Source organism: Streptacidiphilus fuscans (genome assembly GCF_015690355.1).
Lineage (GTDB): Bacteria > Actinomycetota > Actinomycetes > Streptomycetales > Streptomycetaceae > Streptacidiphilus > Streptacidiphilus fuscans.
In genome coordinates, this window is record NZ_JADPRT010000001.1 from 424302 (window position 1) to 446713 (window position 22412).

Consider the following 22412-nt stretch of genomic DNA (forward strand, 5'->3'; position numbering starts at 1 on the left):
GTGCGCGATTTCTTCACCAAACCCACCCCTGAGCTGCCCGGATGCCGTGGGCTCGGTGCACCCCCGTCCCGCGGGAGTGCCAGGCCGGGCCCCACGGGTGGGGGTCGAGTGCCAGGGGGCTCCGGTAAACCCGTTCTGAGCTGGTCATTTGGCGCCCCGCGCGGCCTTCGTGCGCGATCTTCCGTGGTGCGGAACTCGCGCCCCCGTATCGCGGACTGAGACGCGAGGGCCTTCCGGAATTAGCCGCAGCCGACGGATCGACAGGCGAATCAACCTGCGGTGCTGTCGCGTTGACGGGCCCTTAGCGGCACCGAGTGGAATGCGGAATCATCCATATGATGTGATGGTCAGGTCCTTCGAACTGATTGTCTGACGCGCAAGCTGCTGCGCTGAACTGTGGGGTTACGTGTCCACACTGAACGCCCCTGCGGCTCTGGCTGCTGCCGCTGCTGTGGTCGCGGTCATCCTGCTCCTGGTCCTCCTGGTCGTGCAGATGCGCACCCGCAGAGCCCGTCGCCGTGGACAGGCCGCCCGTAACGCGGCCATGGACAAGATGCGGCGTGCCTACGACGACCTGGACCGGGCGTACGCGCAGTTGCAGCAGAACAACGTGCGGCTCGTGCAGGAGTTGGACGACGCCTCCCAGGAGCTCCGCCGCAGCCGGACCGAGGGCGGCGAAGTGCTGGCCAACCTCGCGCTGCGCTCCCTGGTCCTGGTGGAGCGCCAGCTCGGCAGCCTGGAGGGCCTGGAGGCGCGCGAGTCGGACTCGGTCCGGCTGGAGCAGCTCTACCAGCTCGACCACCTCGCCACCCGGATGCGCCGCAACAGCGAGAACATGCTGCTGCTCGCCGGCAGTGGCGACCAGCAGCGACCCGGCCGCCCCGGCGCGCCCGCCCAGCTGCTGGACGTGCTGCGCGCCGCCCTCTCCGAGATCGAGCGCTTCGAGCGCGTGCACCTGACGGCCCTTCCGCCCGTTCTCGTCCGCGGTGAGGTCGCCGACGACCTCAGCCATGTCTTCGCCGAACTCCTCGACAACGGCACCGCGTTCTCCCCGCCCACCGAGGCGGTCACGGTCACCGCCTGGCACCTGGACAGCGGCGAGGTGATGGTCTCCGTCGCCGACCGCGGCATCGGCATGACCGACACGATGCTGCGTCAGGTCAACCACACCCTCGCCGACCACGGCGACAGCGAGGAGATCGGCCACGGCAGCGGCCGCTCCCTCGGCCTGCGCGTCGTCACGCTGCTGGCCCGCCGTCTCGGCCTGCGGATCCAACTGCGCACCAGCGCCAGCGGCGACGGGACCACCGCGCTGGTCGCCGTGCCCGCCGCGCTGTTGGCCGACCCCGCCGAGGCGCACCACCAGGCCGCGACGGGAGGGATGGAGCAGATCCCGCCCGGACGCCCGGTCCCGGAGGACGCCCAGGCCGCCACCTACCGACAGGGAGGCCCGATGCTCGCCGCTGTCCCCAACGCCCGACACGGCCAGGGTGCCGGTCCCGCCAGCACGACCGCCGCGCCGAGCACGACCACGACGTCCGCCAGCGGGCTGCCCAAGCGCGTCCCCGGTGAGAGCGGACAGCTGGCGCAGGCCAACGACCCGAGCCCCCAGCCCGCCACTCGTCCTCCCCGGGACGCCGGCTCCGCAGCCGAAGAGCTCCGCCGCCGCCTCGGCGGCTTCCAGAACGGACTGCGCGAGGCCGCAGCCCCGCGCGAGGAGGACAACAAGGCATGACCCAGGCGACCCCGCAGCAGCGCTTGCGCTGGCTGCTCGGTGATGTGCTGATCAGCACACCCGGCCTGCGCGCGCTGGCTCTGGTCTCGACGGACGGCCTGCCCCTCGTGGCCGTCGACGAGCACTGTCCGGTGGAGGAGCTGGCGACCTTCGTCGCCGGGATCAACGGGCTGGCGAGCGGACTGACGCACCTCCTCCAACTCGGCAGGCTCAAGCGGACCGTGGTCACGCTGGACGAGGGCACGATCATCCTCATGGCCGTCGACCGGACGGCGTGCCTGGCCGCCTACACCTCACCCGACTGCGACCTGAGCGTCGTGGCCTTCCAGATGGCCCGGCTGGTCGACCAGGCCGGTCATGTCCTCACCGCGCACGTCCGTACCGAGGTCCAGGAGGCGATCCGGTGACTGTCCCCGCGCGCTCGCTCCGCGTGCGCCCCTACGCGCTGACCGGGGGCCGAACGCGTTTCGGCCAGGTGCTGCTCGTCGAGACGCTGATCTCGGCCGTCGAGCAGAGACCGGTCCAGGCCGCGTGGCAGGCGCAACCGGCCGCGTCCGTCATGCCCGAGCTGGAGCGGATCTGCGCGCTGTGCGAGGGTCAGATGCGCTCCATCGCCGAGGTGTCGGCGCTGCTGAAGCTGCCGCTCGGCGTCGTCCGCGTCTGGGTCAGCGACCTGGTGGACGCCGGGCGCATCCGGGTCCACGGCTCCTCGGTGAGCATGGGCTCCGGCAACTCGCCGATCGGCGTCCCCAACCGTCCCAACCGCGTGGTGCTCGAAAGAATTCTCGGAGGCCTTCGTGACCTGGCCTGACACCCGGTCGGACGTCGCCCCGCCCGGCGGCGTCCCCGCCGCTCAGGGCGCTTACGGCACCCAGGGCGCTTACGGCGCTCAGGGCGTCTCCTACGCGGCCGTGTCCACGCCCGGTATCCCGCTGACCGAGCTGGCGGTGACCTCCGCCAAGATCGTGATCGCGGGCGGCTTCGGGGTCGGCAAGACCACCATGGTCGGTTCGGTCTCCGAGATCACCCCGCTGCGCACCGAGGCGATCATGACTGACGCGGGCAGCGGGACCGACGAACTGGCTCCGGGCAGCGACAAGACCACCACCACGGTGGCCATGGACTTCGGCCGCCTGCACATCGCCGACGACCTGATCCTCTACCTCTTCGGCGCCCCGGGCCAGCGACGCTTCTGGTTCATGTGGGACGACCTCGCCCGTGGCGCGGTCGGTGCGGTGGTCCTGGTCGACACCCGGCGGCTGGCGGACGCCTTCCCCGCGATCGACTACTTCGAGAGCAGTGGCCTGCCGTTCATCGTCGCCGTCAACGAGTTCGACGGCGCGCCGGTGTACGAGGAGAACGACGTCCGCGACGCGCTGACGCTCAACCCGGCGGTGCCGCTGCTCCGTTGCGACGCCCGGTCCCGCTCCTCCTCGGCGCGGACCCTGGCGGCCCTCGTCCAGCACACCCTGGCGACCACGCCGTACTGACGGTCCGTCAGACCTTTACCGAGACTGACGGCCGGTCGACCCGCCGGGTACTTCACCAGCACAACCAGCACAACAGGAGCTCATCTTGGCGAGAATCCTCGTCGTCGGCGCCGGCCAGGCCGGCCTGCAGCTCGCGCTCGGCGCGCAGAGCGAGGGCCACGACGTCACCGTGATGACCGACCGCACCCCCGACGAGGTGCGTGGCGGCCGGGTGATGTCCACCCAGTGCATGTTCCGCACCTCGCTCGCGATCGAGCGTGAACTCGGCGTCAACCTCTGGGAGGCGGACGCCCCGAAGGCCCGTGGCCTCGGCGTCTCGGTGAGCGGCCCCGAGTCCGCGCGCGTCATCGACTGGGTCGGCCATCTCGACGACTACGCCCAGTCCGTGGACCAGCGCGTCAAGATGCCCGGCTGGCTGGAGCTGTTCGCGCAGCGCGGCGGCAAGGTGGTCATTAACGGCGTCACCGTCTCCGACCTGGACTACCTGGTCCGCGGCTACGACCTGACCGTGGTCGCCGCGGGCAAGGGCGAGCTGGTGTCGATGTTCGCCCGCGACCCCGAGCGCTCCCCGTACAGCGCGCCGCAGCGCGCCCTCGCCGTCTCCTACGTGCACGGCCTCGGCCCGCGCCCGGAGCACGACTTCCCTGCGGTCCGCTGCAACCTGGTGCCGGGCGTCGGCGAGCTGTTCGTCATCCCCGCGCTCACCCACTCCGGTCCGTGCGACATCCTCTTCTGGGAGGGCATACCCGGCGGTCCGCTCGACGTGTTCGAGCCCGGCCTGGAGCCGGAGGAGCACCTCAACCAGACCCTCGACCTGATGCGCACCTACACCCCGTGGGAGTACGAGCGCACCCGCGGCGGCGTCGAGCTGACCGACGCGCGCGCCACCCTGGCCGGCCGCTACGCGCCGACCGTGCGCCGCGCCGTCGGCGAACTGCCCAGCGGAGGTGTGGTCCTGGGCGTGGCGGACGTCGTGGTCGCCAACGACCCGATCACCGGCCAGGGCTCCAACACCGCGTCCAAGTGCGCCGCCTCCTACCTCGCGTCGATCCGCGCCAACGGTGACGGTCCGTTCGACCGCGCCTTCATGGAGCGGGCCTTCGAGACGTTCTGGACGGAGACCGCGAGCGACGTCACCGCGTGGACCAACGCGATGCTTGCCCCGCCGCCGGAGCACGTGCTGAACCTGATCGGCGCCGCCGGCCAGATCCAGCGTGTCGCCGACCGCTTCGCCAACGGCTTCGACAACCCGTCGGACTTCCCGAACTGGTTCTTCACCCCGGACGCGGCCGACGCGTACCTCGCCTCCCTCAGCGGCTGAGCACTCCGCCACGGGCCCGGCTCCTCCCTGCCACCGGCGGGGGAGGGCCTGGCCCATGGCGTTGCCGCAGGCCCGTCCCGGGGGTCACGGGTGGCGACCGGTTGCCGCGTCGGTGAGTCTGGAGAGACAGGTCTTCCGACGAGGCGAGGCTCTCCCATGGTCGAACCCCAGACCGACGCGGGTGCGGACGGTGGCCTCGCGCAGGCCGCACCGAAGCCTCGGCCTGGCCTGCTGACCTTCCTCGGCGCAGTCGGCACGGTCACCGGTAGCAAGTTCATGGTGGAGACCGACCACGCCAGGGTGCTGGTCGACTGCGGCCTCTTCCAGGGCCAGGCCGAGCTGCGGCGCCGCAACTGGCGCAAGCTGCCGCTGGATCCCCGGGACGTCAGGTCCGTCGTGGTGACGCACGCCCATCTGGACCACACCGGCTACCTGCCGCGCCTGGTCCGCGACGGATTCCGGGGGCCGATCTTCTGCACGCCCGACACCGCCCGCCTCGCGGAGATCGTGCTGCGCGACAGCGCGCACCTCCAGGAGGAGCAGGCCGAGCACGCCAACCAGAACGGCTGGTCCAAGCACCGCCCGGCCGAGCCCCTCTACACCGAGGCGGACGTCGAGGAGGTGCTGACCCTCTTCCGGCCGACCGAGCTCGGCGTCGACACCGAGCTCGCGCCGGGCACGGTGCTCCGGCTCCACCACGCGGCCCACATCCTGGGCTCCAGCTGGGCTCATCTGACCCTGGAGGACGGCGGCACGGTCGCGTTCAGCGGCGACCTCGGACGACCGGTGCATCCGCTGCTGCTCCCGCCGGACCCGTTCACGGGCGCGGACGCCGTCCTGGTCGAGTCGACCTACGGCAACCGCAGCCACGACGACGCGGCCAGCCGCACGCGCTTCGCCGAGGCGGTCACGCGGACGCTGGAGCGGGGCGGCACGGTACTGATCCCGTCGTTCGCGGTGGACCGGACGGAGGTGGTGCTGCACGAGCTGGCCGAGATGCGGCGTCGCGGCACCCTGTCGGCGAGCGTGCCGGTCTATGTCGACAGCCCGATGGCGCTGCGCGCCCTGCGGGTCTACCAGGACGCGGCCGACCGCCGCTCGCCCCAGTTCCGGCCGGAGGGCGAGGCGGACCTGGCCTCGTCGCTGGATCCCGCCCCGTTCACGGCAGTCCGCAGCGTGGAGGAGTCCATGGCGCTCCAACGCAGTACGAAGCCGTGCGTCATCGTGTCCTCGTCCGGGATGGCGACGGGCGGACGCGTCGTGCACCACCTGGAGCGGGTGCTGCCCGATCCGCGCAACGCGGTGCTGATCGTCGGCTTCACCGCCGAGGGAACCCGGGCCAGGAACCTGATCGAGGGAGCGCGCTCGCTGAAGATGTTCGGCGGCTACGTGCCGGTCCGGGCGCAGGTCGTGGACATCGGCGGCTTCTCCGCGCACGCGGACGCCGACGAGGTGATCGCCTGGCTGCGCGGCGCGCCCGAACCGAAGACCGTCTACGTCGTCCACGGCGAGCCGCAGGCCTCCGCCGCACTGCGCGACCGGATCGAGCGCGAGCTCGGCTGGAACGCGGTCGTGCCCACGTCCGGCGAGCGCGTCCTGATCCGCTGAACCATTCGCCGCACATTCGCAGCACATTCGCTGCACCAGCAAGGGAGCCAGGTTTGACGAGTCATCAGCAGTCGGAGGGCCGGACCGTCGCGGAGGTGATGACCCGCGACGTGGTGACCGCCTCCGCACGGACCCCGTTCAAGGAGCTGGCCCGGATCATGGACGAGCGCCGGATCAGCGCACTCCCGGTGCTCGACTCGTCCGGACACGTGCTGGGCGTGGTCTCCGAGGCCGACCTGCTGCTCAAGCAGGCGGACCGCCGCCGCACCCTGGGCATGCGCGCCGCCCTGCTCGACCCGGACGAGGCCGCCCGCCTCTCCGGCGAGGTCGCCGAGGAGCTGATGTCCGCCCCGGCCATCACCATCGGCCCGGAGGCGTCCGTCGCCGCCGCGGCCCGCGCCATGATCCGCCGACGCGTCAAGCGACTCCCGGTCGTGGACGAGGACGGCACGCTGCTCGGCATCGTCAGCCGCGCGGATCTGCTCACGGTCTTCCTGCGCGACGACGCGGCTCTCGCCGAGGAGATCGGCTCCGCCCTCGTCCGTGCTCTCGGGCCGGAGGCCGTGGGAGGGCTGACGCTCGACATCGACGGGGGCGTGGTCACGGTCGGCGGCCGGTTGCCGGACTCGTCCCTGATTCCGCAGGTCGGCCGGACGGTGAGCGGTGTCGACGGCGTCGTGGACGTCAGCTTCGCCCTGACTCCGGCAACGGACGGAGGCTGACCCGACGGAGGCTGACCCGGGCGAGTGGTTGTTCAAATCTGAACCTCAGAGTAGAGTGAAGTTCAGATTTGAACTACTGGCGACCTCTCTCCAGGAGCAGCACGATGACCACGGCCACCCCCGCGCGGATGCCCGCCCTCTACCTCGGCCACGGCGCGCCGCCGCTCGCCGACGACGCCCTGTGGACCGGCCAGCTCGCCGCATGGGCGGCGGACCTGCCGCGGCCCACGGCGATCCTGATGATTTCCGCGCACTGGGAGGAGGCGCCGCTCGCCATCGGCGCGACCACGACGGTGCCGCTGGTCTACGACTTCTGGGGCTTCCCGCAGCACTACTACGAGGTCAGCTACGCCGCTCCCGGCGCACCCGAACTGGCCGAGAGCGTGCGTAAGCTGCTGCGCGCCCCCGGGACCCCCGTCCAGGACATCCCGGACCGGGGCCTGGACCACGGCGCGTACGTGCCGCTGGTCGAGATGTACCCGGACGCCGACATCCCCGTGCTCCAGGTCTCCATGCCCACCCTCGACCCGCGCGCACTGATGGAGATCGGCCGCAAGCTCGCGCCGCTGCGCGACGAGGGCGTGCTGATCGTCGGCAGCGGGTTCTTCACCCACAACCTGCGGGCCCTCACCCAGGACGGCTCGGTGCACTCGATCATGGCTGAGTTCGACGACTGGGGACACCGCGCCCTCCACGCCCAGGACATCGACGCGCTGCTCGACTTCGAGCGCAAGGCCCCCGCCGGACAGCTCGCCCACCCGCGCACCGAGCACTTCGCGCCGCTCTTCGTCACCCTCGGCGCGGCCGAATCCGAGCTGCGCAGCCAGCGCAGCGTGATCGACGGGTTCTGGATGGGCATGTCGAAGCGCTCCCTCCAGTTCGGCTGACAGCTACTTTTGTTCGCCGAGCGCGCACTCGGCTTCACCGCGCCCGCCCGGACGTGAAGACTCCTGGGCATGGGACTTCTGGGCATGAGACTTCTGGTGATCGGTGGATCGGTCTTCGCCGGCCGTGCGTTCGCGGAGGACGCCGTGCGGCGCGGGTGGGAGGTGACGGTCTTCAACCGGGGCAGGTCCCAGGACGACCCTCCCGGCGTCCGGTCGCTGCGCGGGGACCGCGAGAACGCTGCCGACCTGGCGGCGCTCGCCGCCGCCGGGCCGTACGACGCGGTCGTGGACGTCTGCGGCTACGTCCCGCGTGAGGTGGCCAAGTCCGTTGCCGCGCTGGCCGGTCACGCGGACGCGTACCTCTTCGTCTCCACGATCAACGTCTATCCCGGCTACCCCGCCGAGCCGACGGACGAGTCCTCGCCGCGTCACGGCGGCCTGGCCGACGCCGGTCCCGACGACGGCCCCGACGGCGGCGTCAGCTACGGCTGGCTCAAGGACGGCTGCGAGAAGGCGGTCCGGGAGAACTTCCCCGGCCGCGTGGTCGTGCTCCAGCCGGGCTTGATCGTCGGCCCGCACGACCGGGCCCGGCGCACCACGGCCTGGCTGCGCCGTGCGGCCCAGGGCGGCCCGATGGCGGTCCCCGGCGCCCCGGACCGTCCGGTGCGGGTGATCGACGTCCGCGACCTCGCCGCGTTCGGGCTGGACCTGCTCGCGGACGGGCCGCGCGACGAGGTCGAGGACTACCTGGTCCCCGGCGCGCCCGACAACGGCACCTGGGGCGACTACCTCGACGCCTGCGTCGAGGCGACCGGCGGCAAGGCCGAGCTGGTCTACGTGGACGACCAGCTCTTCGTCGACCACGGCGTCGAGCCCTGGACGGAGGCTCCGCTGTGGGTGCCACCGGTGCCCGAGGCGGCGGCCGTCTGGGACGCGTCCTGCGCGAAGGCGCTGGCCGCCGGCCTGCGCTGCCGTCCCGTGGTCGAGTCGGTGCGGGACACCGCGGCGTGGCTGCTCGCGCCGGGCGGCGAGTCGGAGGCCTTCGAGGAGTACCGGACCTTCGGCGACCGCGCGGCCGGCCTCTCGCCGGAGCACGAGCAGGCGCTGCTCGCGGCGCACGCGGCACGGTCCACAGACGCGGCACGGTCCGTCGAGGGGGAGCAGGACGCGGGCTGACCGAGCGTCAGACGCTGGTGTACGCGTCGCTGCGGTTGAGCTGGTTCGCTATGGCCACGAAGGCGCGGCGCTCGGTGCGGCTCAGCGCGACCTGCTCGGCCGGGTCGAGCCCGATCGCGCTGCCGCCGACGGCCCACGGGCGGAAGGTGGCGAGCCAGACGGCACGTACGCCCACGGCGGTCCAGAGCACGGCCAGGGTCAGCACCGTGTACAGGGCGACAGCGTGGAGGGGTGACATCTGCGGATGCATGCGACCGTCCTTCACTGGTACAGCGCCCACGAACATTCATGCGGGCCGCTCCGGCGTTGGCCATAGTTAACACCGTGGTCAGGCACCTGTGGCAATGGGGTCGGGAACTTTGGTCCGCAGATGAGGGAAATGATCCCGCCGTGGGACCGGCGTGGGCCTGCGGTGGACCCGGCGCGGTGCCGCTGTCGGCGGGCTCAATCAGCCGTGCGGGCCTGCTCGGGGCGCGTACCTTCGGTCATCGCGCCCGGGCCCTGGCCCGGGTTCGGCTCGGCCGCCCAGCTGGCCAGCAGCCGGAGCGACTCCGCCGAGGCGGAGCCGGGCTCGGCCGCGTAGGTGATCAGCTGCTGGTCGGGGTCGGCGGGCAGGACCATCGCCTCGAACGCCAGGCTGAGCCGCCCCACGACCGGGTGGTGCAGCTCCTTCTGGCACGGGCCGGTGCTGCGCACGTCGTGCGCCGCCCACCACTGCCGGAACTCGGGGCTCTTCACCGACAGTTCGCCGATCAGCGCGGCCAGTTTCGGGTCGTCCGGGGTGCGGCCCGCGTCCATCCGCAGGCAGGAGACCACGTCGCGGGCCTTGCTCTCCCAGTCGTCGTAGAACTCGTGGGCGGCCGGGTCCATGAAGACCATCCACGCGAAGTTCCGCTGCTCCGGCGGCAGCGCGCCGAGGGCGCCCAGCAGCGCGCAGGCCATCCGGTTCCACGCCAGCAGCTCGCAGCGTCGGCCCAGGATGTACGCCGGGACGGTGTCCATCGAGTCCAGCAGGAACTGGAGCTGCGGGCGGACGCGCTGCGGGCGCGTCGGCACCGCGCGAGCGCGCTGCCGCGCCGGCTTGACGAGGTGGTCGAGGTGCTTGCGCTCGGCGGGGTTCAGCCGGAGCGCGTCCGCGATCGCCTCCAGCACCGAGGCTGAGACGTTGTGGGCGTTCCCCTGCTCCAGCCGCGTGTAGTACGCGACGCTGACGCCCGCCAGCTGCGCCAGCTCCTCCCGTCGTAGGCCCGGGACGCGGCGGCGCGCGCCGAAGTAGGGGAGGCCCACCTCCTCCGGCTGCAGGCGGGCGCGGCGGGTCCGCAGGAACTCGCTGAGCTCGCTGCGCGGATCGAGGGAAGCGGGGTCGGACGTCATGACACTCAAGTATGAGGGTGACCCTGCTGGTGGTAGGAACCGCAGACGTACGTTCGAGAGGGGCCTGGCTCCCTGTACGTACGACCGGCAGGCTGGTGACCATGACGACGAGCACCATCCCCGCGTACGCCGCTCCCTCCGCCAAGGCCCCGCTGGAGCGCACCACCGTGCCGCGCCGCGAGCTCGGCCCGCACGACATCCTGATCGACATCGCCTTCGCCGGCATCTGCCACTCCGACATCCACCAGGTCAACGAGGACTGGGGCCCGGCGATCTTCCCGATGGTGCCCGGCCACGAGATCGCGGGCACCGTCGCCGCGGTCGGCTCCGCCGTCACCCGGCACCAGGTCGGCGACCGCGTCGGCGTCGGCTGTCTGGTGGACTCCTGCGGCGAGTGCGAGCAGTGCCGCGCCGGGTTCGAGCAGTTCTGCTCCGGCCCCGGTGGCTCGACCGGCACGTACAACTCCGTCGGTCGCGACGGTGAGCCCACCTACGGCGGGTACGCCAAGCAGGTCGTGGTGACCGAGCGCTTCGCGCTGAAGATCCCCGAGGGCATCCCGCTGGACGCCGCCGCGCCGCTGCTGTGCGCGGGCATCACCACCTACTCGCCGCTCGCCCGCTTCGGCGCGGGCCCGGGCAAGAAGGTCGCCGTCGTCGGCCTGGGCGGCCTCGGGCACATGGGCGTCAAGATCGCCCACGCCAAGGGTGCCGAGGTGACCGTGCTGTCGCAGTCGCTGCGCAAGCGTGAGGAGGGCCTCAAGCTCGGTGCGGACCACTACTACGCCACCAGCGACCCGGAGACCTTCGAGAAGCTGGCGGGCACCTTCGACCTGATCGTCAACACGGTCTCGGCGGAGCTCGACCTCAACGCCTACCTCCAGCTGCTCAAGCCGAACGGCGCGATGGTCCAGGTCGGCGCGCCGCCGGTGCCGGTCCCTGTCGGGGTCTTCTCGCTGATCGGCGGCAATAAGACGCTGGCCGGCTCCATGATCGGCGGTCTCCCGGAGACCCAGGAGATGCTGGACTTCTGCGCGGAGCACGGCATCGGCGCGGAGATCGAGGTCATCCGGGCCGAGCAGGTCAACGAGGCCTACGAGCGCGTCCTCAACAGCGACGTGCGCTACCGCTTCGTGATCGACACCGCCACGATCTGACCCGCAGTACCTGATCAAGGGCCGGGCGCGATTCGCGCGCCCGGCCCTTGGCGTGTCTTCAGGCCTTCGCCCGGGCTCGGGCCGCTCCTGGAGCTCCTGCGGCTCGTGCGGCTCGTTCCGCTCGTTCCAGCGAGGCGACGTAGGCCGCGACCGAGCGTCCGGCCGCCAGAAAGGGTTCGGCGGAGCGGAGGCCGCGGGCGAGGACGAAGGCGCCTTCGATCGCGGTCAGAATGGCGAAGATGACGCTGCGGGAGTCCGTCTCGGACAGGCCACGGGTGGTGAGATAACGGCTGCCCTCGTCGATCCAGGTGCCCATCACCTCCGCGGCGACCTCGCGCAGGGTGGGCTCGGTGTCCGCGACCTCGGCGGTGACGGTGCCGACCGGGCACATGTTGGCCCAGCCCGTGTTCTCCATGTCCTCGGCGGCTGCGGCGAACGCCGCCTCGATCGCGACCGCGAGATCGGCGTGGGCGTCGAGCAGCAGGGGCAGCAGCTGGATGTAGGCGGCGCCGGTCTGCCGGAGCGCGGCCGCGGCGACCTCGCGCTTGCCGCCCTTGAAGTGGTGGTAGATCGAGCCGGTCGGGGCGCCGGCCGCGCGGGCGAGCTGGTTGATCCCCGTGGCGCCGTAGCCCTGCTTTCGCAGGAGCTCCGCCATCGCCAGCGCGATCCTCTCGTCAGTCTTCATGTGCCCATGCTAGAACGGTCTCTCTAGAGAGATTGTTCTAGTGGAGGTTGTCGTGCGGGATGTCGAGCTTCCAGCGGGTGTCATCGAATACGACGTGGCCGGGTCCGGACCGCCGGTCGTCCTGCTTCACGGGCTGCTGATGGACCACACGGTGTGGGACCGGGTACTGCCGCTGCTGCCGCCGGGATTCACCTACCTCCGGCCGGTGCTGCCGCTGGGGTCACATCGGCGGCCCATGAGGCCGGGTGCCGACCTCACCTTGCGCGGACAGGTCCACCTGGTCGCCGACTTCCTGGACGCGCTCGACCTGGAGGACGTGACGCTGGTTCACTCCGACTGGGGCGGGGCGCTGTTCCTCACCGCACACGGGCGCGACCAGCGCGTCACCCGGCAGGTGATCCTCCCCTGCGAGGCGTTCGACAACTTCCCCCCCGGGCTGCCCGGCAAGTTGGCGACCCTGGCCGCCCGGATCCCCGGCGGACTGGCGTTCGCCGCCCGCCAGTTGCGTATCGGCCCGCTGCGCCGGCTGCCGATGCTGTTCGGGCAGATGGCCCGGCGGCCCGTGCCGGACGAGCTGGTCCGCGGCTGGACCGAGCCGCTGCTCAGGGATCCCGGCGTCCGGCGTGATCTACGTGCCTACTGCACCGGGCCGCTCGACAAGCAGGAGCTGGTACGGAACACCGAGGCGCTGCGCGGGTTCACCGGCCGGGCGCTCGTCCTGTGGTCCCCGAGCAACCGCGTGATGCCGCCCGAGCACGGCCGTCGCCTGGCGCAGCTGCTCCCGGCCGGACGGTACGCCGAAGTGCCCGACGCCTACGTGCTGTCGATGCTGGACGAGCCCGAGGTCGTGGCGCGTGAGATCGGAGAGTTCCTGACCTCGTCACGCTGAGCTCGACGGGCTGGGACTAACCGGCCAGCTGTTCCTCCGCCTGCGTCGGTGCGAGCCAGATCTGGGCGGCGGCCTGGATGGGGAGATGCAGGGCTTCGCAGAGGCCGACGATGGTGCCGAAGCCGGGGCTCGGCATGCGGCCGGCCTCGATCTTGCGCAGGGTCTCCGGGGAGATGCCCGCGGTCCGGGCGATCAGCTCCGGATCGCGTCCGGCGCGGGCCTCGCGCAGCAGCGTGCCCAGGCGTCTGCCTGCCTCGACCTGTTCGGGTGTGAGGGGGATGCGGACCATGGCGTCATCGTAGCCGGTATTTGAATACCGAGCTGTGTTAGGCTCCCCGACGACGGGGAAGGTATTTAAATACCGACGTCCATGCCGACGTCCACGAGGAGAACTGTGATCGAGCTGAAGACCGCCGAGGTGATCGACAAGATGGCGGTGACCGGCCGCTTCGTGGCCGAGACACTGGCCGAACTGTCGGCCCTGGCCCGCCCCGGGGTGAACCTGCTCGACCTGGAGCAGCGCGCGCGTCGGCGCGTCGAGGAACGCGGCGCGGTCTCCTGCTACTGGGACTACGCCCCGTCGTTCGGCAGCGGGCCGTTCCGCAACGTCATCTGTCTGTCCGTCAACGACGCCGTGCTGCACGGCCGTCCGCGCGCCCACGTGCTGCGCGACGGCGACGTGCTCAGCCTGGACTTCGCCGTGTCCATCGACGGCTGGGTCGCGGACTCCGCCGTCACGGTTCTCGTCGGCACGCCCCGCGAGCAGGACGCCCGGCTGATCGAGTCCACGCGGACCGCGCTGGACGCGGGCATCGCCGCCGCCGTCCCTGGCGCCCGCATCGGAGACATCTCGGCGGCGATCGGCGCGGTCGCGGCTTCGCACGGGTACCCGGTCAACCTGCAGTTCGGCGGCCACGGCCTCGGTCGCACCATGCACGAGGACCCGCACGTCCCGAACAAGGGCCGCCCAGGGCGCGGCCTCAAGCTTCGGCCCGGTATGACGCTGGCCATCGAACCCTGGTGGTCGGCCAGCTCGGACGAACTGCGCGTCGACGAGGACGGCTGGACCCTGCGCATCGCCGACGGCTCGAACGGCGCGCACTCCGAACACACCATCGCGATCACCGAGGACGGCCCCCGCGTCCTGACCCGGCTCGACTGACGGGCGGGCAGGGGGCTTTCGAGGTGATGTTCACAGGATGAGACGGTTCGTCCCGCTGTAGGGGAAGAGTGCCATGCTGGCCACATGAGCCTGGCCCTCATTATTCGCTTCAGCGTGCCGCTGTCGGAGTGAGTCCCACCGGACCGACCGAACCAGCCGCACGCAGACCTCCCGCACCCTCCGGGAGGTCTTTTCTTTTGGCCCGGACATCCACGGGCCCCGACGGAATCTGGAGCATCCCGTGCCGGTCGACACCCTCGAAGCCCCCATCCTGGAAGACCCCACCCTCCGCACCGCCCCTGCCGCCGCGTCGTCGCTGTTGACCGCGACGGTCGTGCCGTCGCGAGGCCTGCTCGGCCGTCTGGCAGCGGTCCTGAGCGCGCATCAGGTGCTCGCGCTCTCCTATGCGACGGCGGACTCGTCCGGCGTCCGAGGCCGAGTCGAGGTGCGGGTGCCGGTCGAGCACGCGGAGCGGGTGCGGGCCAAGCTCCTGAGGGTGGTCGACGTGACGGATGTGACCGTGGCCGCCGTGGCGACTTCGGCTGCGGACGCCTAGACCACTAGACGATGCAGAACTCGTTGCCCTCCGGGTCCTGCAGCACCACGCCGTAGTGGTCCGCGTCCGGCGAGTCCGCGACGCGGACCACGCGAGCGCCCGACGCGACCACGCGCTCCACGGTCGCGTCGACGCGCTCTCTTCGGACCGCGATGGGCACGCCCCGTCCGCCGCCCACCTTCAGGTCGAGGTGGATCCGGTTCTTGGTGGTCTTGGACTCCGGGACCTGCTGGAACCACACGCGTGGACCCTGCCCGGCCGGGTCCACGATCGACTCCGGCGTGTCGCCCGCGCCGTCGGGCAACTCCTCGTCGGGAACCCCGATGGCCGTCCAGTACGCGCGCCAGGTGGCATGGTCGCCTGGCGGAGGCTCGGGCACGTACCCCAGCGCCTCGCTCCAGAACGCCACCAGTCGTTGCGGGTCGGCGCAGTCGATCGTCAGCTGCAGCGTCATCTCCATGACCGGAGCCTTGCAGACACCACTGACAAAACCGATGGGGAGCAGCTATGTGAACACGTGACAAAACTTGTGCTGCGCAACCCCTGGGCACGGGCTTTACCAGGAGGTAACTTACTCCGGCGTCAGGTCCATCTGTGATCCGTTTCACGCTCTTGGGGGACCACCCATGTCCAGACACGCCGCTCGGCTCCTGGCCACCGCCGTTGCCGCCGTGATGACCGCCGCCGTCGCTCCGGCCGCCACCGCCGAAGCGGCTGCCGCGCCGACGGCGTCCACGGCGTCCACGCCGTCCGTCGGGGCCGCCGTGGCTGCGCATGCCGTCCGCACGGCCGCAGCTGACGACTCGTTCTACAGCTACGACGGCAGCACGCCGCTCGGCTCGTTCGCGCCGGGGACGGTGCTCAAGGAGCGGACGCTCCAGTACCACCTGCTCGGGATCCCCACGCCGCTCCAGGTGATCCAGCTGCTCTACCGCACGGTCGACGCGCAGGGCCGTCCGACGGCCAACGTGACCTCGGTGGTGCGGAGTCTGACGGGTGATCGGACCCGGGCGGTGTCGTACCAGTCGTTCTACGACTCGCTCGACCCGGCGGACAGCCCGTCCCGTGCGATCGCCGGTGACGTGACGCTGGGCGGGGTGATCCCCAACGCCGAGGCGGTCCTGCTGGTCCCGCTGCTGCTCCAGGGCTACAACCTGGTCATCCCGGACACCGAGGGTCAGACCGCCGACTTCGCCGCCGGTCCGGAGTACGGCGCGACCACGCTCGACTCGATCCGCGCCGCCACCCGGGCCGAGGGCACCGGGCTGGACGCCGACACGCGGTTCGGGCTGATGGGCTACTCCGGCGGCGCGATCGCCACCGACTGGGCCGCCGCCATGGCGCCGACGTACGCGCCGGAGGTGAACCGGAAGCTGGTCGGCTTCGCCGAGGGCGGCCTGCTCGTCGACCCGGCGCACAACCTCAAGTACGTCGACGGCTCGCTGGTGTGGAGCGGCGTCATCCCGATGGCGCTGATCGGGGTCGCCCGGTCGTACGGCCTGGACCTCGAGCAGTACATGAGCCCCTACGGCCAGAAGGTCTACAACGACCTGCAGAACGCGTCGATCGTGGACGCGCTGGGCCACTACCCGGGGCTGACCTGGAAACAGATGGCCAAGCCGCAGTACGCGGACCCCGACTCGGTGCCCGCGTTCGTGGGCGCGGTGAACCGGATCAACCTCGGTTCCGCCGGCACACCGACCGTTCCCGGCTTCATTGGCCAGGGCGACGGCGGCGTCTTCGAGGGGACGTTCAGCAACGTGGCCGGTATCGGCACGGGTGACGGCGTGATGGTCGCGGGAGACGTGCGCGCGCTCGCCCGGCAGTACTGCGCGACCGGTGACCCCGCCATCAAGTTCCAGCAGTACGACCTGCTGAGCCATGTCGGCACGGCCGTCGCCTGGGCGCCCACCGCGATCGGCTGGCTGGCCGACCGGTTCGCGGGCCGGACGGCCCCGTCCGACTGCGGCTCGATCCCCGCGGGCAACTCGCTCGCGCCGGAGGTGCCGACCAGCTGACCCTGCTGTGTGACTGTGCCCACGGACCCGAGGGGTCCGTGGGCACAGTCGCTTTGTTGCTTTACCGCTCTACTGCCTTACCGCTGTACTGCATTACCGCTTCACTCGCTCACTGCGAGGAGAAGACGCAGCCGTTGTCCGCGTTCGAGTAGAGCGGCTGCATCGCGAAGGTGCCGGTGGAGAAGTTGACCGTCTGGTCGTTGTCCCAGGCGCAGAGGTCACCGATCTCCTCGCCGTTGGAGTCGACGTAGCCGCTCGACGGCTCCGGGTCCGTCGTGGCCTCGGCGTACTCGTGGCCACCGACAATGCTGAAGCCGTCCAGCTGGTTCTGCACCGAGCTCGCGCCACAGCTGGAACCGGCGTCCAGGACGTACGGCATGTTGGTGTACGCGACGTTGCCATCCCAGTCGTGCCAGGCACAGAAGCCCGCGTTCGGGAAGCCGTCCGGCTGGGTGCCGCTCGGGCTCATCACGAAGATGTCCACGCCCGGACCGGAGACGCCGAAGTGCGAGGCGGCGTTGTCGGCCTCGGCCGCGATCTGCGCCTGGGACGGAGCGGCCGGAGCGGCCGAGCCGTCGTCGGTCCAGGTGCCGCCGAGGACCGAGCCGTTGAAGGTCGGCGCGTTGCCGCTGCCGTCGGTGTACTGGCTGGTGACGGTGGACCAGGTGTCACCGGAGGCGCCGAGGCCGTTGAAGAGGTTCTGCATGTACTGCTGGACACCGTTGGAGTCGCTGTCCCACTGGTTACCCCAGAAGTCGAGGTAGACCGTGGGAGAGGGGGTCTCCAGCGGGCCGCCACCGTAGTTCAGGCCGCTGGTGGAGGTGGTGGGCGGGTACACCGTGGCGTTGGTGTCCGTGGGGGACGCGTGGCCCGCGGTCTTGACGCCGTGGTGGTTCATCGGCATGACACCGGTCGGCTTGTTCAGCTGCACGTGGTAGGTCTTGCCACCCATGTGCACGGTGACGGTGCGGCCGTTCTGGGCCAGCTGCGCGATGTGCGCGGCCATGGCGGCGGCGGGGGCCGCCGCGCCGGAGTCCTGCTTGGGGGCGGCGTTGGCGGGGAGCGCCGACATGGACGCGGCGAGCACCACGGTCGCTCCGGCGGCGACGAGGCCGAAGGCGCGACGCGTCGTGGGACGGGTGGAGCGGGCGGTCGAGAACACGAGGATTTCCTCCCTGTGACGACTGCTGCGATGGGGGACAGGGAGCATGCTGGGCTACCACTTGACGTGGTGACAACAACCTGGAACCGGGCTGGGAGAACACTGTGAAGGTGCTGAGCATGCGAACCCACAGGAAGTGGGTGTGGTCGTACAGGTGGGCGAGCAGAACGTGAACATTCACAGTTTCACAGTTGTCTTGACGGATGTTCACGAACGACAGGGCCGTCAGCGCCCTTTCGGCCGCGTCCGAGCGGCCATCTGGCCCCCTCGTCAGTCCCACTCCCAGCGGAAACCCTCGATGCCCGCCTTGCCGTTGAGGCTCACCAGCTGGATCACCCCGTGCGCGTCGGGCTGGAGTTCCTGGACGTCGCGCAGGCCGCTGTCGTCGTCGTAGCGTCGGCGGACGACCTGGTAGCAGCGGACCGGGAGCCGGTCCGGGACGAAGTGGGCCCGCAGCACCAGCTCGCGCAGCGGTTGCCGGGACCCGTAGTCGTAACGGGTCACCCCGGTGGAGCCGGGACCGGCCTGGTACTCGTAGTCGAAGACGTGGACCTGACCGCTGCTCAGCCGCCGGTCGAAGAGCAGCTCGGCGGCGTGCAGACCGGTCGCGGGGTCGATGCGGACCCGCCCGAGGCGGCAGCCGTGCAGGGCGCGGACGCTGGGCGGCTGCTCGCCGTCGATGTCGCGCAGGCTGAGCGCGACAAAGCGGTCGACGCCCTCGGTGCGGGCGATGACGATCCGTCGGATCCGCTCCTTGCCCCAGGACCGGTCGGCGTGCATCCACCGGTCTCCGTGGACGCTGACGTGTTCGCAGCGGCTGTTGACGGAGACGTCGAGGCCGCTGAGCGTCATCGCCAGCAGCATCTCGTCGCCGAGCAGCTCCTCGATGTCGAGCTCGCGGGTCCGCGGTTCGCCCCAGCGTCCTCGGGGCCGGCGCGGTCCCAGCAGGGCGACGAGGCTGGAGCGCGGCAGGCCGCAGAGGTCCTCGATGGCGCGCACCGCGCGCAGCGACTCGGCCCGCTCGGGGCGCCGCAGCCCGCGCTGCCAGTAACTCAGCGTGGAGAGGCCGACGTGGATGCCGTCCGTGGCGAGCCTGCGCCGCAGGCTTTCCAGGCTCAGTCCGCTGTCGCTGATGGCCAGTTGCAGCGCGGATTCGAAGGGGCCGGCACGCAGGGCCGCGTCGAGGGCGCGGGAGGTCCGGCGGGATGGGGGAGTGGGGGTTGGTTGTCCGGCGGGTCCGGTGGGTCCTGCGGGCCCGGTGGGTCCGGTGGTGCGTGTTGTGCGGGTGATGCCTGTGCTGCTTGTGCGTTGGCTGTAACCTGTGGGGTCGGTCACGCTTCGCCGTCCTTCGTCCGGCCGTACGCCCGCCGAGCGGGTGGCCCATAGACTTCACGATTAGCCTGTACGCGTCAAGATCTTCTGTGGCTGCCCGGCGCTGCTCATACCGGCGTCTCAACTTGGGGCGGCCGACGGGCGTGGGAGTGCAGCTGGTGGGTGTGGGAATCCGCCACGGATCGCCGATCGAGTGTCGGATGTGTTCGTCCTGGTCCGCCGATTCGTCGCCGGGAGCGAATCCGCGCTCATCGTGGGGGTGAACCCCGAGCGGCTGAGGTGGGACCGGACATGACCCTGCAGCAGGCAGCAGCACAGGACGAGACCGGCGACGTGCAGGCGTTGTTGGGACGGATGACCGAGGCGTGGAACGCCGGTGACGCGGCCGCGTTCGCGGGCCAGTTCACGGACGAGGCCGCGTTCGTCAGTTGGCAGGGCAATCGGGACAGCGGCCGCGCGGCGATCGAGGCCAGTCACCGCCTCCTCTTCGCCGGGCCGCTCAAGGGAGCCCGGATGGACGAGGACGGTGACTCGACGGTCGAGATCACCTTCCTGGCGCCGGACGTGGCGCTGGTGGTCGTGGACGAGGTGCGCGTCAGCAACTCGCCCACGGCGCTGGTGATCACGCTGACGGCCGTGCGTCGCGGCGGTCGCTGGCGGTTCGCCTCCTTCCAGAACACCCGAAAGACGGCGGAGGCGACGGTGACGGTGACGGCGGGGTGAGGCGGGTGGCCCTGCGGCTCATCCGAGGTCCAGGGACCTGCCGATGATCTCCTTCATGATCTCGGTGGTCCCGGCGTAGATGCGCGTGACGCGGCTGTCCTGCCAGGCGCGGGCGATCGGGTATTCGAGCATGTAGCCGTAGCCGCCGTGGAGTTGGACGCAGGCGTCGACGACGCGGCCCTGCAGTTCGGTGCACCACCACTTGGCCTTGGCGGCGTCGACGGCGGTCAGTTCGCCGGCGTTGAGGGCCAGGATGCAGCGGTCGAGGTAGTGCTGGGCGACCTCGATCTCGGTGGCCAGCTCGGCGAGGCGGTGCTTGATGACCTGCTGCGCGCCGATCGGCTTGCCGAAGGCCTTGCGCTCGCGGACGTAGGCGACCGTCCAGTCGAACGCGGCGGTGGCCTGGGCGAGGCCGGAGACGGCGACGGAGATGCGCTCCTGCGGCAGGTTGCGGGTGAGGCCGAAGAAGCCCTCGCCCTCCTCGCCGATCAGGTTGGCGACCGGGACGCGGGCGCCGGTGAAGACGAGCTCGGCCGTGTCCTGGGCGTGCAGGCCGACCTTCTCCAGCTTGCGTCCGCGCTCGAAGCCGGGGGTGTCGCGCTCGACGACGATCAGGCTGAGGCCGCGGTGGGGGTGCTCGCCGGTGCGGACGGCGACGACCACCAGGTCGGCGTTGATGCCGTTGGTAATGAAGGTCTTGGCGCCGTCGATCACGTAGTGGTCGCCGTCGCGGACGGCCTTGGTGCGGATGCCGGAGAGGTCGGAGCCGGTGCCGGGCTCGGTCATCGCCACGGCCGTGATCAGGTCGCCGGAGGCGATGCCGGGCAGCCAACGGGCCTTCTGCTCCTCGGTGGTGAGGTCGAGGAAGTAGGGCAGGCAGACGTCCGCGTGCAGAGCGGGTCCCAGCAGCGCGGGCGAGACGGCGGCCCGAGCGGCCTCCTCTTGGAGGATCACGTTGTAGCGGAAGTCCGCGATACCGGCCCCGCCGAACTCCTCGGGGACCGCGATGCCCAGCGCGCCGAGTTCGCCGAGGCCCTTGAAGAGACCGCGCGGCACGATGCCGTCCCGCTCCCAGTCCGGGTAGTGGGGTACGACCTCGCGGTCGACGAAGGCCCGGACGCTCTCCCGGTAGGCCTCGTGCTCGTCGTCGAAAAGGACCCGCTTCATGTCGGCTCCGCCTTTCGGGAATGTCGGAGGGGGGTCTGCTCCCCGGCCGCCGCAGCGCAGGAAGGCGTGATCGCCCACGCACGCCCTGATCATGCCCCAAACGTGGACCCGTTCGGAACCGAACCGTGGTCGGTTCCGGTCAGGGCGTCGAGGCCGGGTGCTCCCTTCTCCAGCGGGTGGCAAGGGAGAGGAAGGCGGAGTTCTCCGCCGCCAGGCCGACGGTGACCCGCACCCCCTCACCCTCGAAGCTGCGGACCGCGATCCCGTGGCGCAGGCAGAACTCCGCGAACGCGGTGCTCTCCGCGCCCAAGGGCAGCCACAGGAAGTTGGCGTGCGAGGACGGCACCGTATAGCCCAGGTCGTGCAGGGCCGACATCACCCGCTCGCGCTCCAGCAGGGTCAGCCCGATCCGGCGGGCCACCTCGTCCCGCTCGCCGAGCGCGGCCACCGCCGCCTCCTGGGCCAGGGCGCCGACGCTGAACGGGACCTGGGTCTTGCGGACCTCCGCGATCACCGCCGCCGAGCCGACGCAGTAGCCCACGCGCAGGCCCGCCAGCGCGTACGCCTTGGAGAAGGTGCGCACGACCACGACGTTGGGCCGATCCCCGAGCAGCGTCAGTGCGTCCGGCACCGCGGTCGCGGCGGCGTACTCGCGGTAGGCCTCGTCCACGACGATCAGCACGTCGGACGGTACGCGGTCGACGAAGGTGGTCAGCGCCCTGGCGTCCAGGGCGGTGCCGGTCGGGTTGTTGGGGTTGCAGACGAAGACCAGCCGGGTCCGCCGGGTGACGGCGCGGGCCATCGCGTCGAGGTCCAGGCCCTGTCGGAGCAGGGGCACCCGTACCGGCGAGCCTCCGGCGACCAGCGTGAGGATGGGGTAGGCGTCGAAGGACCGCCAGCCGAAGACGACCTCGTCGCCGGGCCCGACCACGGTGTGCACGAGCTGACTGCACAGCTCCGAGGAGCCCGCGCCCACGGCGATGCGGTCCACTGGTACCCCGAGATGCGAGGCCAGCGCCTCGACCAACTGCGCGGCGCAGCGGTCCGGGTAGCGCGAGGTGTTCGCGGTCGACGCGGCGATCCGTTCGACGACGGCCGGAAGCAGCCCGTACGGGCACTCGTTGTCGGCAAGAACGATGACACCGGGAGCCATCCGCGTCGGCACCCGGGAGGGCACCCGCTTGAGGGTCTGTCGGACGAGCACCATGATCTGCTCGCTTTCCTCGCTTCCATGCGTGGGCCGCACGGGCC

Annotated in this window: 24 protein-coding genes; 15 read left to right on the forward strand and 9 right to left on the reverse strand. The window is 71.1% G+C overall.

Features of this window, described 5'->3' with window-relative positions:
• The first annotated feature begins 406 nt into the window (after positions 1-406).
• The 9 genes from I2501_RS01935 to I2501_RS01975 all read left to right on the forward strand — a co-directional run bounded on the left by I2501_RS01935 (position 407) and on the right by I2501_RS01975 (position 8939).
• Positions 407-1735, forward strand: coding sequence for a sensor histidine kinase (locus I2501_RS01935; protein ID WP_196191977.1), 1329 nt, complete (start codon positions 407-409; stop codon positions 1733-1735).
• Entirely contained in the window at positions 1732-2142 is a 411-nt protein-coding gene (locus I2501_RS01940; RefSeq protein WP_196191978.1) for a roadblock/LC7 domain-containing protein, read from the forward strand. Before I2501_RS01935 ends, I2501_RS01940 begins: the two co-directional genes overlap by 4 nt.
• Positions 2139-2546 (forward strand): DUF742 domain-containing protein, encoded by a 408-nt coding sequence (locus tag I2501_RS01945; protein WP_196191979.1) that lies wholly within the window; start codon positions 2139-2141, stop codon positions 2544-2546. Before I2501_RS01940 ends, I2501_RS01945 begins: the two co-directional genes overlap by 4 nt.
• The gene (locus I2501_RS01950; RefSeq protein WP_328806152.1) at positions 2533-3225 is read left to right on the forward strand and encodes a GTP-binding protein; all 693 of its coding nucleotides are present in this window, start codon (positions 2533-2535) and stop codon (positions 3223-3225) included. Before I2501_RS01945 ends, I2501_RS01950 begins: the two co-directional genes overlap by 14 nt.
• A gap of 85 nt (positions 3226-3310) precedes the next feature.
• A complete protein-coding gene (locus tag I2501_RS01955) occupies positions 3311-4546 on the forward strand; it encodes a styrene monooxygenase/indole monooxygenase family protein (protein ID WP_196191980.1) in 1236 nt (411 codons plus the stop codon).
• Between the two features lie 156 nt (positions 4547-4702).
• Positions 4703-6154 (forward strand): MBL fold metallo-hydrolase RNA specificity domain-containing protein, encoded by a 1452-nt coding sequence (locus tag I2501_RS01960; RefSeq protein WP_196191981.1) that lies wholly within the window; start codon positions 4703-4705, stop codon positions 6152-6154.
• 53 nt (positions 6155-6207) lie between these two features.
• Positions 6208-6876 (forward strand): CBS domain-containing protein, encoded by a 669-nt coding sequence (locus tag I2501_RS01965; RefSeq protein WP_236045727.1) that lies wholly within the window; start codon positions 6208-6210, stop codon positions 6874-6876.
• A gap of 104 nt (positions 6877-6980) precedes the next feature.
• On the forward strand, positions 6981-7763 hold the full coding sequence (locus I2501_RS01970; RefSeq protein ID WP_196191982.1) for a dioxygenase family protein: 783 nt from the start codon (positions 6981-6983) through the stop codon (positions 7761-7763).
• Between the two features lie 84 nt (positions 7764-7847).
• On the forward strand, positions 7848-8939 hold the full coding sequence (locus tag I2501_RS01975) for a Rossmann-fold NAD(P)-binding domain-containing protein (protein ID WP_196191983.1): 1092 nt from the start codon (positions 7848-7850) through the stop codon (positions 8937-8939).
• A 7-nt stretch (positions 8940-8946) separates the two neighbouring features.
• Here I2501_RS01975 and I2501_RS01980 read toward each other — a convergent pair whose 3' ends face one another.
• Both I2501_RS01980 and I2501_RS01985 read right to left on the reverse strand, forming a co-directional pair.
• Positions 8947-9189, reverse strand: coding sequence for a hypothetical protein (locus tag I2501_RS01980; protein WP_196191984.1), 243 nt, complete (start codon positions 9187-9189; stop codon positions 8947-8949).
• Positions 9190-9383: 194 nt separating this feature from the next.
• Positions 9384-10313 (reverse strand): helix-turn-helix domain-containing protein, encoded by a 930-nt coding sequence (locus I2501_RS01985; protein ID WP_196191985.1) that lies wholly within the window; start codon positions 10311-10313, stop codon positions 9384-9386.
• A gap of 101 nt (positions 10314-10414) precedes the next feature.
• On the opposite strand from I2501_RS01985, the gene I2501_RS01990 reads away from it, so the two are divergent.
• Positions 10415-11467, forward strand: a complete 1053-nt coding sequence (locus I2501_RS01990) for an NAD(P)-dependent alcohol dehydrogenase (RefSeq protein ID WP_196191986.1) — start codon at positions 10415-10417, stop codon at positions 11465-11467.
• A 58-nt stretch (positions 11468-11525) separates the two neighbouring features.
• Here I2501_RS01990 and I2501_RS01995 read toward each other — a convergent pair whose 3' ends face one another.
• Positions 11526-12152, reverse strand: coding sequence for a TetR/AcrR family transcriptional regulator (locus I2501_RS01995; RefSeq protein ID WP_196191987.1), 627 nt, complete (start codon positions 12150-12152; stop codon positions 11526-11528).
• 52 nt (positions 12153-12204) lie between these two features.
• On the opposite strand from I2501_RS01995, the gene I2501_RS02000 reads away from it, so the two are divergent.
• Entirely contained in the window at positions 12205-13041 is an 837-nt protein-coding gene (locus I2501_RS02000; RefSeq protein WP_196191988.1) for an alpha/beta fold hydrolase, read from the forward strand.
• A gap of 16 nt (positions 13042-13057) precedes the next feature.
• On the opposite strand, the gene I2501_RS02005 is transcribed toward I2501_RS02000, so the two are convergent.
• Complete coding sequence (locus tag I2501_RS02005) at positions 13058-13330, reverse strand: helix-turn-helix domain-containing protein (protein WP_196191989.1); 273 nt, start codon at positions 13328-13330, stop codon at positions 13058-13060.
• Between the two features lie 105 nt (positions 13331-13435).
• On the opposite strand from I2501_RS02005, the gene map reads away from it, so the two are divergent.
• Positions 13436-14203 (forward strand): type I methionyl aminopeptidase, encoded by a 768-nt coding sequence (gene map / locus I2501_RS02010; RefSeq protein WP_196191990.1) that lies wholly within the window; start codon positions 13436-13438, stop codon positions 14201-14203.
• 241 nt (positions 14204-14444) lie between these two features.
• Positions 14445-14759, forward strand: a complete 315-nt coding sequence (locus I2501_RS02015; protein WP_196191991.1) for a hypothetical protein — start codon at positions 14445-14447, stop codon at positions 14757-14759.
• Between the two features lie 4 nt (positions 14760-14763).
• Here the strand turns inward: I2501_RS02015 and I2501_RS02020 are convergent, their stop codons facing one another.
• Complete coding sequence (locus I2501_RS02020) at positions 14764-15219, reverse strand: VOC family protein (protein ID WP_196191992.1); 456 nt, start codon at positions 15217-15219, stop codon at positions 14764-14766.
• A gap of 166 nt (positions 15220-15385) precedes the next feature.
• On the opposite strand from I2501_RS02020, the gene I2501_RS02025 reads away from it, so the two are divergent.
• Positions 15386-16777, forward strand: coding sequence for a lipase family protein (locus I2501_RS02025; protein WP_196191993.1), 1392 nt, complete (start codon positions 15386-15388; stop codon positions 16775-16777).
• A 109-nt stretch (positions 16778-16886) separates the two neighbouring features.
• On the opposite strand, the gene I2501_RS02030 is transcribed toward I2501_RS02025, so the two are convergent.
• The gene (locus I2501_RS02030; protein ID WP_196191994.1) at positions 16887-17939 is read right to left on the reverse strand and encodes a hypothetical protein; all 1053 of its coding nucleotides are present in this window, start codon (positions 17937-17939) and stop codon (positions 16887-16889) included.
• Between the two features lie 270 nt (positions 17940-18209).
• Entirely contained in the window at positions 18210-19274 is a 1065-nt protein-coding gene (locus tag I2501_RS02035) for a hypothetical protein (RefSeq protein ID WP_196191995.1), read from the reverse strand.
• Positions 19275-19562: 288 nt separating this feature from the next.
• On the opposite strand from I2501_RS02035, the gene I2501_RS02040 reads away from it, so the two are divergent.
• The gene (locus tag I2501_RS02040; RefSeq protein WP_196191996.1) at positions 19563-19994 is read left to right on the forward strand and encodes an SgcJ/EcaC family oxidoreductase; all 432 of its coding nucleotides are present in this window, start codon (positions 19563-19565) and stop codon (positions 19992-19994) included.
• Positions 19995-20012: 18 nt separating this feature from the next.
• Here I2501_RS02040 and I2501_RS02045 read toward each other — a convergent pair whose 3' ends face one another.
• On the reverse strand, positions 20013-21161 hold the full coding sequence (locus I2501_RS02045) for an acyl-CoA dehydrogenase family protein (RefSeq protein WP_196191997.1): 1149 nt from the start codon (positions 21159-21161) through the stop codon (positions 20013-20015).
• A gap of 139 nt (positions 21162-21300) precedes the next feature.
• Entirely contained in the window at positions 21301-22368 is a 1068-nt protein-coding gene (gene hisC / locus I2501_RS02050; RefSeq protein ID WP_196191998.1) for a histidinol-phosphate transaminase, read from the reverse strand.
• Positions 22369-22412: the final 44 nt, after the last annotated feature.